This window comes from Epilithonimonas pallida (assembly GCF_900182975.1).
Classification (GTDB): domain Bacteria; phylum Bacteroidota; class Bacteroidia; order Flavobacteriales; family Weeksellaceae; genus Epilithonimonas; species Epilithonimonas pallida.
This window is the reverse complement of the sequence record NZ_FXUO01000001.1, coordinates 233,245-245,229: the sequence shown is the minus strand read 5'-3', so window position 1 is coordinate 245,229 and position 11,985 is coordinate 233,245. Positions and strand designations below refer to the sequence as shown.

The following is an 11,985-nucleotide window of genomic DNA, read 5'->3' as shown; positions in this document are numbered from 1 at the left end:
CGTTTTTAATAACCGTTATTTTGCTTATACAATCCCTGGCTGAAATTGATCTGAGCCAATGGAATCGGGCAGTATTCTTCAATTCCGTGGTCGAATCCTGCTTGGGAATAGTAAGATCTTTTCGTTTTTTCTCCGGAATAATAGGTATTCATCGTACCTGCCGCAGTTCCCCATCTCACCAGGTCGAAGAAACGGCTGCCTTCCATTGCAAATTCCATTCTGCGCTCCCATCTCAGGGCTTTTCTTGCAAAATCCTGATTCCATGTACAGTTCACGCCCGGTTCATATTTGCTGATCAGATTGTTTGAAGTGTAACTTCCGGTCAAAACGGTACTGTTTGCTGCACGTTGTCTCACCTGATTAATCAATGGCAACGCTTCGTTGATCTGTCCAAGCTCTATCAGCGCCTCAGCTTTCATCAGCAACACATCGGAATAACGGATGATGATCCTGTTTTTAGAATTGGCATAAAACGGGTCTACATTCACGGTACAGCCACAGCCAACCGGTACATTTTCCTTTAACGAAGCATAATAGCCATACGTTCCTGGGCTCCTGTTCCAGCTTTCCTGATAGATTTTGTTTTCCTCATATTTCCAGGGCAATCCCGGCAAAGCAACTGTGTGGTAAAGTCTTGGGTCTACTTTGTAATTATTGAGCTGATTGTAATTCAAATCCGTGTCATTATACGTATCAAACATTGGCAGACCTTGAGGCGTTGTCTTGAAAGCATTCACCAGATTCTGGCTTGGCTTGTGGAAATCACAACAGCCCAAACCTTGTGGGAGAGAAAGCACATCACCATAATTCAGTCTTCCGAAAAGCGTTCCGTCATTGTCCGAATATTGAATTGAGAAAACCGATTCCGGACCGTTTTCGTGCGTTCCCGGAAGAAAATTATACCCGAAATCTGATTCCAGAGTATAATTTCCTATTACCTGATTAGCCGCATCAATAGATTTTTGAAGGGTTACCGGATTAATTTGGGTTACCGTATAATTGTCGTCCTGCTCATAAGCCTGATACAATCTCACTTTTGCCAAATATGCATAAGCCGCACTTTTCTTTGGTCTTCCGACTTCGGATTGCGTTGACGGCAAATCGGCGGCGGCATCTTCAAAATTGGAAGCAATGGCATCCCACAATTGCTGGTCGGTCTTCGCACGGTTGGAGATTTTCGGATAATCATCAATCGGCGTATTTTCATCTACATAAGGTACATATTTGAAAAGGATTTTCAACATAAAATAAAAATGCCCTCTCACGAATTTCATCTCGGCAATACGTTTTTTCTTGTTCGGGTATTCCGCTTCAGAAAGCTGATTAAGCGCACCAATTGCTTTGTTGCATCGTCCGATTCCTACATAATGCAAGTACCATAGACGATCCAATTCACCAAAATCCGAACGGATATTATTAGAAATTTCAAAAAAATGGAATGCCTGAATATCACTGGTTCCGCTTCCGCCTTTATAAGCATCGTCCGAACGCACATTACCGTAAGGCCAAAGACTGAAAGGCGTATCATAATGGTCGTTTCCAAGCGCCGCATAAGCGGCAATCACGAAACCGTCAACACTTTGAGGCGTTGCTACATCGGCTTCGGAAAGCGTACCTCTCGGCTCGTTATCCAGAGAATCGTTGCAGGAAGTTGTTCCCAGAAGGAAAGCACAGGCAACTGTCAAAACTATATATTTTTTCATTGTTTTAATATTTAAAAAATTTAAAGGGAAAAATTAACTCCAAAATTGAACGTCAGCGGAAGCGGATAACCGAAAGCAGGTGTTTCCGGATCGATACCCGTGAAGCTTTTGGATTTGATGGTCAGAAGGTTCTGTGCGCTGATATAGATTCTAAAATTGGTAATTTTATACTGCTCCAATAGATTTTTGGGAATGCTGTAACCTAGCTGTAAAACCCTTAGTTTCAGATAACTTCCGTTCTCTACATAATAAGATGAAAATCTACTCTCCCCGTTGCTGTCCACCGTTGTAAGCGCCGGAATATCGGAATTCGGGTTCTGTGGCGACCACGCATCGAGCAATCTTGTTCCTTTGTTGGAACCAATGTCGTCTACGCTCCAGAAATCGGTCTGATATTTTTTGGAATTGATGACATCCACATCGCCGATGCCCTGCCAGAAGGTTGACAAATCGAAATTTTTGTAAGAAAAGTTAAGATTGACGCCATACATAAATCCCGGATTCGGATTTCCAATCCACGTTCTGTCTTCCTCATTAATCATACCGTCTCCATTTAAATCGGCATAGCGAATTCTTCCCAGACCTTTGCCTTGCTGAGCTGCGGAATTATCTACCTCAGCCTGCGTTCTGAAAAGTCCGTCAGCAACATAACCGTACATCGAACCAATTGGTCTTCCCAAGATATTATCCGTAGTTCCGTTTCCACCATAATTGTTGATAACCGATTGCGGCAATTCCGTGATTTTGTTTCGGTTCATCGAGAAATTTCCTGAAATTTCATAACCAAAACCGCCGGAAGTTTTATCTGTATAACCTAAAGCAACCTCAATCCCTTTGTTTTCCATAGATGCACCGTTAACCCATCGGTCTCCGCCTTCGCCAATTACAGCCAGATAAGGTGGCAATACGAGAAGGTCTTTGGTTTCTTTTTTATAAATATCCACACTTCCCGTCAGCTTCTGATTGAAAACTCCAAAATCTAAACCTAAATTGGTTTGCGTGGTAGTTTCCCATTTCAAATCGTCATTTTTAGTTTGTGTGGCGATGAAACCTGAAGGTAATAAACCGCTTCCAACACCGGAAATATCATAAGCTGTTCCGTAAGAAGTCGCCCAAGTAGGATTTCCGCCTGCATAATTAGCCATGTAAAGAGAATATATTGCCGAGTTGCTGATTTCCTGGTTCCCCGTCTGTCCCCAACCTGCTCTTAGCCTCAAATCAGAAAAAAACGGAATCCATTTCTCCGCAAAATCTTCGTTGTTGATTCTCCATCCAGCCGAAAAAGCAGGGAACGTTCCGTAAAGGTTGTTCTTCCCGAATCTTGATGAGCCGTCATAGCGCAGCGTAGCAGAAAAAAGATAACGGTTGTCATAATCATAATTTAACTTTCCGAAGTATGACAGTAAGCTGTAATAGGTAGAACTTCCGCCATTGAAAGCATCACCGGTTCCAGCCTCAGGATACATATAATCCGGCGTCTCTATTAGAAATCCTTCTTTTCTGAGCCAGGTGTTGTTGAATGTTTCTTTATACATTTCCATACCACCTAGCAAATCGAAGTGGTGATTTCCTGCTTTGGCGGTGTATTGAGCTGTGTTGGTCCAGGTCCATTTTTCAGTATCGGACTGGTCGATGTTCACAGCGTTGGTTTTATTCTGAAGATAGCCGGAAACATAACTTCTTTGCAACATTCTTTTATAGTAATTCGAAAAATCTACCCCAAAACTTGATTTCAATGTCAAATTTTTCACAGGCTGTAATTCGGCATAGACATTTCCGAAAAAACGCTGGTAACGGTAGCCGTTGTCTTTGTTGTATTCCAAAAGACGGACAGGATTCTGACGGTCATTCATCCCGCCAACCGGACCGCCCCATCCAATTCCGTCCACGGTATGAACAGGAATTATCGGTAATGCTCTCAAAGCTGGATCTAGAACGCCCGGATCCATCAATTCGTTGGTTTTATTGTACGTAAAATTTTCCCCGATTTTTAATTTACCATCGAAAAAATTATAGGAAGTATTAACACGGGCGGACAATCTTTTGAAATTGGTCAGCTTTACGATACCGTCATTGTCATAATAACCCATTGAGAAGAAGGCAGAACCTTTGTCCGAAGCACTTGAAGCCGAAACATCCAAAGAATTGGCAACACCGGTCTGGGAAACCTCATCATACCAATTGGTATTGGCAGATTTGATGGTTTTTGCCGCATCCAGATATTCCGGAACGTAGCTGTTGTACAAGGTCGGAACACCGTTCTGAACGCCCCAGTCGAAGCTGTAGCTCAGGTTATTATTGTTCGGATTCAGACCGTCATTGATATTAGCCTGCCAGAGCACCTGTCCGAATTGTTTTGCGTTGAGAACAGGTGTTTTTTTTGCATATTGGGAAAAAGCAGTATAATAATTAAGGTCGACTCTCATCTTGCCTTTTTTACCTTTTTTGGTGGTAATAATGATGACACCGTTTGCCGCTCTGGAACCGTAAATACTTGCGGAGGAAGCATCTTTCAGCACCTGCATCGTTTCGATGTCGCCCGGATTCAGCTCGTGCATTCCCGCTTTTGTGGGAACGCCGTCTATCACGAAAAGCGGGTCAGTATTGCCACTTGGCAAGGTACTAATCCCACGAATGAGGATTTTGGTATTGCCTCCGGAAGGCGAACCATCCGTAGAGATGTTTAACCCTGCCACTCTTCCTTGAAGGGATTTGATGGGGTTAGGTTCCCCTTGTTTGTTCAGATCTTTCATATCGACAACAGAAACCGCACCCGTGATGTCGGCTTTTTTCTGTTTAGTATAGCCTGTTACCACCACCTCTTCAATGTTTTTGACTCTATCAGATGCCAAAATGATGTTGAGTACAGTTTTTTCATCCACCACCACTTCTTTTGTGGTATAATCGGGATAGGTAAAAACCAGTGTGTTTCCTTTCTTCAAATCATTGATCTGAAATGTTCCATTGCTATCAGTCGTTGTAGTAGTACCCGTTTCGGAAACAGTCACGGTTACACCACTGAGCGGTTTCTGATTGGAAGACAGCACCTTTCCTTTCACAATTTCCTGCGCAAAAATGTAGGAAAACGGAAGAAGGCAAAAGGCGACTGCAATTTTATATTTCTTCATATCATATAGTTTTAATTTTAATTGATTGTCTACGGAATGTTCTACACAGATATTGTTTATTTAATATCAAGCTGATTTGCATAGATATTTAACGAGCTTCCTTTCGTGTCGGTTGATAAGGTCAATTCTGAAAAATGTTCGTTCGGGAAGAAGATTTCGGTCATTACTTTTTCGCCGTCGTTGAAGAAGATTTCAATCGAAGTCTTGTCGATGACCAGTTTCATTTTGGCTTCGGAATAGATCTGATTCAAAGGTGCTTTGGTAACCGGCGTGGCGTAATGGTTTCCAAAGCCTGTTTTCCCTGATTTAGAGCGGTCTACAAACAATTCTTTTGTTTTATTATCAATTCCAAAAACGACTTCTTCTCCCAAAGAATTTTTCAGAGAAAAGCTATAAGTTCCGGCAGTCATTTTCTTTAAATTTAAATCGAGAACTGCTTTAGTCAGGTCAATTTCTGAAGGACTTACTAATTTATTTTCAGCCTTAAGATCGATTTTTTTCCGGATAGATTTTCCTTGATAATTTTTCAGTCCGGCAACCGGAATATTTTTAAGGAGATAGCCATCCTTTGTTTTTTTGAGTGAAACTTCCCTCGCCATTGTAGTACTGCTTCTCCACGCTTCCGTAGGAACTTCCTGTGCATATTCCCAGTTGCTCATCCAGCCGATAATCACCCGTTTCCCTTGCGAAACATTATCAAATGAAACACTGGCATAATTATCTTTTCCCCAATCCAGCCAGGCAGCTTTTTCTTTCTGAAGCTGTTTTGTGAAAAGTTCATCGATTTTAAACGTTTTTCCGTCAAAATCACCGACAAAATATTGTCCTGCAGAGCCATTATTCGGTCCGCCCGGATTGATATTTACAATCAGAACCCACTTTTCTTCGTTGGAGCCTTCTACTTTTAACGGAAATAGATCTGGACATTCCCAAACGCCGCCGTGACCGCCCAGATCTTTTCCAAATTCGGATTGAAACGTCCATTCTTTCAGGTTTTTTGAGGCGTAAAAGTGCGTTCTGTCCTGAGCCGCCAAAACCATAATCCATTGCTGTCTTTTGCTGTCCCAAAATACTTTAGGGTCACGAAAATCACGGATTCCCGGGTTTTTAAGAACTGGATTTGCACTATATTTTGTCCAAGTCTTGCTATTATCCAAAGAGTAAGCAATTCCCTGGGATTCTACATCTATTTTACCGTCTTTTTCACGGTTGGGATTGTGATAAGTGTACACCGCAACGACAGGATTATTTTTGGAATCTCCAAAACCTGAAGTATTGTTTTTATCGACCACCGCACTTCCTGAGAAAATGTATCCCAAATCATCCGGGTAAAGTGCAATCGGATGCTCTTCCCACTTGACAAGGTCTTTGCTTGTGGCATGTCCCCAGTGCATCGGTCCCCATTTGTTTTCATCGGGATAATGCTGGAAGAACAGGTGATAAACACCGTCTTTGTAATAAAGCCCGTTCGGATCATTCATCCATCCTTTTTTGGGGCTGAAATGGAAATTGGGTCGGTAAAGCTGCTCTTCCTTCTTGGAATCCGACTGAGCGTTGAGATTAGAAAAAAAGACAGAAGCGACAATTAAACTTGATATTATTTTTTTCATTGGATTATTTTTTCTCGAAGATTTTTGAAGAGTTTATTCTTTTGTAAGTGTTTTGCTTAATTTTTCCAGTGATACTCCTTTGGTTTCTGGCATCATAAAAATCACAAATAACAGCTGGAATACCATTGCGATCGTAAATACCAGAAATACCGTTCCGGCGCCAATCGTAGAAAATAATGTCGGGATAAGGGACGGAATGATCGCTGCCAAAACCCAATGCGTAGAACTTCCGAATGCCTGTCCTGATGCACGGAGATGATTCGGAAAAATCTCGGAAATAAAAACCCAGATCACCGTTCCCTGTCCGATGGCGTGAGAAGCGATAAACAGGAATAAAAATACAGGAATCGCCAAACCCGACCAATGGAAATAAAATGCCATAGAAACGAGTCCCAAAGAGATAATATAACCTATGGAACCAATATACATCAAAGTTCTTCTGCCCACTTTGTCGATAAGATTAACACCAACCAACGTGAAAACCATATTGACAACTCCAATTCCGATACTGCTGAGAAGTGCGGTTTTCTCGCCCAATCCAGCCTCACCAAAAATTCTCGGTGCATAATATAAGAATGCATTGATGCCCGACATCTGGTTGAAAAATGCGACAAGGAAAGCGAGCATCAGCGGAAAACGATATTTTTTCATAAAGATATTTTCCTTTGGTGCTTCGGCATGATCGTCTTCCATCTGAGAAATGAGTAGGTCAGAATCCTGATCCGGATTTACGATTTTAACTACATTTTTGGCTTCGTTTATTCTACCTTTGGAAACGAGCCATCTTGGGCTTTCCGGAATTATAAGCACACATAAGGTGTAGATACTTGCCGGAATTGCCTGAACACCAAGCATCCATCTCCAGTCGTTATCTCCGATTCCACTGAGTAGGTAATTGGATAAAAAGGCAACCAAAATCCCCAAAACAATATTGAACTGATACAGGGAAACCAATCTTCCGCGGTCTTTTGCAGGAGCAATTTCAGAAATATAAGCCGGTGCTGCAACGGTAGATGCTCCAACGCCCAAACCTCCCATAAATCTGAAGAAAGCAAAAATATAAGGATCATGGGAAAGTGCTGTTCCGATTGCTGAAAGTGCATATAAGACACCGATTGCCAAAAGTGTTTTTTTCCGCCCGAATGTGTTGGTCGGGATTCCACCAAAGATGGCGCCGATAACGGTTCCCCACAATGCCATTCCCATTACTACCGCACCGTGGAATGCGTCTGAACTCTGCCAAAGCGCCTGTAGTTTTTTATCGGCTCCGGAAATCACCACAACATCAAACCCGAAAAGAAATCCTGCCAAAGCCGCAGTGACAGACCACATCAAAATTTTATTCATATATAGATTTATTAATTTGTTTGTGGCTAATATATCCCGGGGGCAGGAATGCGAAGGTCTAATTATGTAACAAAATATTTCGTCAAGGTTAATTATTTGTTAACTTATTTTAATTAACTGAAAATCAAAATTTTAGAATTAATATAATGTCAAAATACAATAATGATGTTCTAAAAATGTAACATCATTCTATAAAAATGTTACGTAGATTATAAGGATTTTTAGAAGGATGAACGAATGTTAGTGTGGGAAGATTGACCGAAATTTGAGGTCGGGTTTTGGGAAACTACGGCTTTAGTTTTTATAAGATGAATACTTCGAGCAAGCAATTTTTGAAAACTGTGGAGAAATAATTTAATAAATTTCAAAATACACGATAGGAAAGTTTACTCCTAAAATATTGAATTTTCAAGAGTCCATTCTCCCTTATCTCCCTCAATAAAAACAGCTGCATCAAACAAACAAGGTTCTATATGGCATTTTTCGCAAAGATTTTGAATAGCATCCGAAACGAAACAGTAGAAATTCAAATCCTGCAAAGTTGTCACAGAAACTGTAATTGGAAAATTTAATTCATTATTGAGCCATTTTGTAATTCTGCTGTCAATCGGTATTTCGTAAACCGTTAAACCCAACATTTGAAGAAGATTTCGGGATTGTTTCGGGCCAAAACCCATCAGTTTGTCTTGAACTTTCTTTGCACATTCTCTCTCCAATTGAATCTGAGTTTTTACATTTAAGTTTCTATTTTCTAAAGATGTATTAATTTCACTCAAAATTATCCAGTTAGACATTTCCAAATATTCAAAATTCTTTATCAAAAGGTTTGCAATTCTATCGTAAAACCTTATTCCTCCAAAACTTTTCAATTTGTCTGCTATAAATTTCTCCAATTGTTCTGATTCAGATTGACAAATTTCTAAACTTAAAGGAAATGGCTTTAAGCCCGAAAATCTTGCAACCGGGCTTTCTGCGCTTGAATTTTGTTGAGAAGTAAGAAGACAAACAATGATGCTTTTCCAAATTCTTTCTCTATCAGAAATCACTTCTTTTTTATATATATTCTTCTCTAAACGTTGTTTATAGAAAATTTTATTTTTATTTCTATCTATTAAATCATTAACTTTAAGAATATCTTGACTTTCGATAATCCAATCTAGTTTCATATTTATAATTTTAACATCACTTGCAGCATTTTTCAGTTAGAACTATTCATCACCAACGCTCTTCCTAAAAATATTCGGAGAAACCCCAAACTTATTTTTGAAGACCGTGGAGAAATAATTCGGGGAAGAAAAGCCGGTTTTATAAGCAATTTCGGAAATCGTCAGTCCTGGATTTTGCAACATTGATTTTGCCTGTTCCAAACGGATATTGTTGATGTAGTCGCTTACATTTACGTCAAACATTGCCTTTATTTTTCTGTAAAGCTGGATTCTTGAAATATTCAGTAAATCTGCAAGATTTTCCACTGAAAAATCCGGATTGTCGATATTGGTTTTGATGATCTGATTCAATTTGTTCACAAACGTCTGCTCCATACTTCCGAAGGATTTGCTGTCCACAATTCTTCCGATGTTGTTGGTGTAATAATAACGGAGTTTTTCGCGGTTGTAAAGCAATGAACGCAGCGACTGTGTCAGAATCGGATAGCTGAATGGCTTCGTAAGATAAAGATCAACCCCGGATTTCAGTCCCTGAAGATAAGATTCCTTATTGTCCAAAGCTGTGAGAAGAATGACCGGAATATGAGATGTTCTGAGGTCATTTTTCAGAATTTCGCAGATTTCAAATCCGTTTTTTCCAGGAAGATTCACATCGCAGACAATGATGTCGGGAATTTCGCTTAGCGCTTTATCAATCGCATCCGTACCATCGGAAACCATCACATCAAATTCCGTCTGAAGTTTATTGCTGAGGAAAAATGACAAATCCGAATTATCCTCCACCAAAAGCAAAGAATACCGATCACCAGAATTCTCTTGATTTTGCATAAAACTTCCTTCTTCCACCGCGCCAAAAACATCTTCTTTTGCCAACGTTTCCGCATCCATAACACTCGGTTCTTTTATCATCTGATCTTCATTGAAATGCTTGTTTCCTTTGTAAAGACTGATGATAAATTCCGTTCCCTGAAAAGAACTGACCTCGATTTTCCCGAGATGAAGCTCCACAAACTGACGGCTGAGATGAAGCCCGATTCCTGAACTGTTTTTCCGGTTGTTGGAACCTTTAAAATAGGGTTCGAAAACGTTGCTGATCTCTTTTTCCGGGATTCCTATACCGTTGTCTTTGAAGCTGATAACCGCCTGATTTCCTTTTTCCTGAATTGTAATTTCAATTTTTCCATTGTCCGGCGTGAACTTAAAAGCATTTGACAAAAGGTTAAAATATACTTTATCCATCAGATTTCTATCAATATACAGTTCCAGATTTTTGTTTGCGGAATGGATTTCAAACTTAATATTCCTTTTTTTGGCCTCATTTTCAAAATCCCTGAAAATGCCATAAGTGAAATCGTAGATATTGGTTTTGGAAACCCTTAGATTGAAGGTTTTATTTTCTATTTTTCTGAAATCCAAAAGATTATCCACCAACCTAAGCAGACGGTTTGAATTTTTATTAATCAGCTCCAGCTCATAAGACGGCTTTGTACCTTTGCTTTTAAAAGTATCTTTCAATGATTCCAAAGAACTTAAAATGAGGGTTATCGGTGTTTTAAATTCATGGGACAAACCCGTGAAAAAGTTTACTCTTGTTTCATTACTTTCCTTGAGTTCATTGGCAATGGTTTCAATCTGATTCCTTTGAATCGTCACACGTTCGTTGGTGAGGGTAAGCTGTTTATTTTTAATTTTAATCGTATAAATCAGGTAAATAGCATAGGCAATCAGGCAAAACATCAGAATTAGAAGGACAACTGACCAGCGGAACAATTCTCTTTGGGAAGAATAGAGTTCGGTCTGCTTTTTCACGGCATTCACCTGATTTTCAATCACGCCCTGCTGTTCGATGATTTTATCGAACTGGTTGCGCATGATTTCGGCATTAAACCTGTCGATAATGGTTGTACTTAGCTTGATACGTTTCGGTGGAATTTGCCCGTGGTAGATTTTAATGGCGGTTTCAATGGCTTCCGTTCCGCCGGTAGGATAAAGTAAAGTGGCATTCAATTTACCGTCAAGAACCATCTGGATTCCACCATCTTTGGTGTTCAGACCATCCACACCAATAAATTTGATTTGATTTTCCACACCGATATTTCTCGCTACTTGCCACGCTTGTGTAGCTAATTCATCATTAAATGCAAAAACATACAGGCTTTGATTTCCCAATGAATCCAAAGTCTTTTTGAATGCTTCAGCCGGAAGACCTTTGAAGGTTTTTATCAGCCCGGTATTCGGATTGTTTTTGATCATCTGCTGGAATCCTAGACTTCTTTCAGTTGTGGGCGAAGAATTATCATCACCTTTTATTTCAATGATTTTTTTTAAATTTTTAGAATCTGAAATAATGTATTGCGCTGCTTCTTTGCCAATCTCTATATTATCAGCACCGATATAAGTGGCATATTTATCAGAATTGATTTTTCTATCCACCAAAATCACGGGAATTTTTTTTGCAAAGGCTTTTTCCACCACAGGAACCAGCGAATTGGGATCAATAGGTGAAATAATGATGATATCCGCTTTATTATCAATCATCTTCTGAATATCCCCTATCTGTTTCTGAACCGACCCTTCTGCTTTGCTAATGCTTAGCTGCACCTCAGAATGCAAAGACGCCTGAATCTCCATAGAATGATTCATGGCCTGTCTCCAGGGATGATTTCCCAAACCTTGTGAGAAGCCTATATTTATTTTATCCGATTTTGTTGAAGCATCCTTGCAACCATGCAAAATCATCAGCAACAAAAATAAAACGGTACCAACCTTGGGAAAACCAAACGTTCTAAAAGCTTTTTTTGTGGACATATGAACACAATATTAATAAAGATGTTTTACACCTACAATTTTTGGTGAGAGTATTTTATGTTAATTGAATATTAGGTTATTCATCTAACAATATCAAGAAGTTACAATTTTATAAGTTCTGTAACATCATTGTAAAAATCAATTGAAAGAATCATCATCCCAATCACAAAAAACCTCGATAGACAAAGGGACTGTAACGAAATTTAATTCATCAAAACAAAAT

At 39.7% G+C, this 11,985-nt stretch carries 6 protein-coding genes; all 6 read right to left on the bottom strand.

From position 1 onward, the window contains the following. Positions 1-5: 5 nt before the first annotated feature. Entirely contained in the window at positions 6-1,703 is a 1,698-nt protein-coding gene (locus tag QOL71_RS01015; RefSeq protein ID WP_283415154.1) for a RagB/SusD family nutrient uptake outer membrane protein, read from the bottom strand. Positions 1,704-1,723: 20 nt separating this feature from the next. Further along, positions 1,724-4,831: a SusC/RagA family TonB-linked outer membrane protein gene (locus tag QOL71_RS01010; RefSeq protein ID WP_283415153.1), complete on the bottom strand. Its 3,108-nt coding sequence runs from the start codon at positions 4,829-4,831 to the stop codon at positions 1,724-1,726. Positions 4,832-4,887: 56 nt separating this feature from the next. After that, the gene (locus QOL71_RS01005) at positions 4,888-6,441 is read right to left on the bottom strand and encodes a glycoside hydrolase family 32 protein (RefSeq protein ID WP_283415152.1); all 1,554 of its coding nucleotides are present in this window, start codon (positions 6,439-6,441) and stop codon (positions 4,888-4,890) included. Positions 6,442-6,474: 33 nt separating this feature from the next. Then, positions 6,475-7,788, bottom strand: coding sequence for a sugar porter family MFS transporter (locus tag QOL71_RS01000; protein WP_379953966.1), 1,314 nt, complete (start codon positions 7,786-7,788; stop codon positions 6,475-6,477). A 392-nt stretch (positions 7,789-8,180) separates the two neighbouring features. After that, on the bottom strand, positions 8,181-8,954 hold the full coding sequence (locus QOL71_RS00995; RefSeq protein ID WP_283415151.1) for a hypothetical protein: 774 nt from the start codon (positions 8,952-8,954) through the stop codon (positions 8,181-8,183). 42 nt (positions 8,955-8,996) lie between these two features. Continuing rightward, positions 8,997-11,762, bottom strand: a complete 2,766-nt coding sequence (locus QOL71_RS00990; RefSeq protein WP_283415150.1) for a substrate-binding domain-containing protein — start codon at positions 11,760-11,762, stop codon at positions 8,997-8,999. Between the last annotated feature and the right edge of the window lie 223 nt (positions 11,763-11,985).

What these genes read in the sequence shown, in the direction of transcription:
- QOL71_RS01015 (WP_283415154.1), bottom strand. Translation starts at nt 1,703, where the DNA reads ATGAAAAAATATATAGTTTTGACAGTTGCCTGTGCTTTCCTTCTGGGA.
- QOL71_RS01010 (WP_283415153.1), bottom strand. Translation starts at nt 4,831, where the DNA reads ATGAAGAAATATAAAATTGCAGTCGCCTTTTGCCTTCTTCCGTTTTCC.
- QOL71_RS01005 (WP_283415152.1), bottom strand. Translation starts at nt 6,441, where the DNA reads ATGAAAAAAATAATATCAAGTTTAATTGTCGCTTCTGTCTTTTTTTCT.
- QOL71_RS01000 (WP_379953966.1), bottom strand. Translation starts at nt 7,788, where the DNA reads ATGAATAAAATTTTGATGTGGTCTGTCACTGCGGCTTTGGCAGGATTT.
- QOL71_RS00995 (WP_283415151.1), bottom strand. Translation starts at nt 8,954, where the DNA reads ATGAAACTAGATTGGATTATCGAAAGTCAAGATATTCTTAAAGTTAAT.
- QOL71_RS00990 (WP_283415150.1), bottom strand. Translation starts at nt 11,762, where the DNA reads ATGTCCACAAAAAAAGCTTTTAGAACGTTTGGTTTTCCCAAGGTTGGT.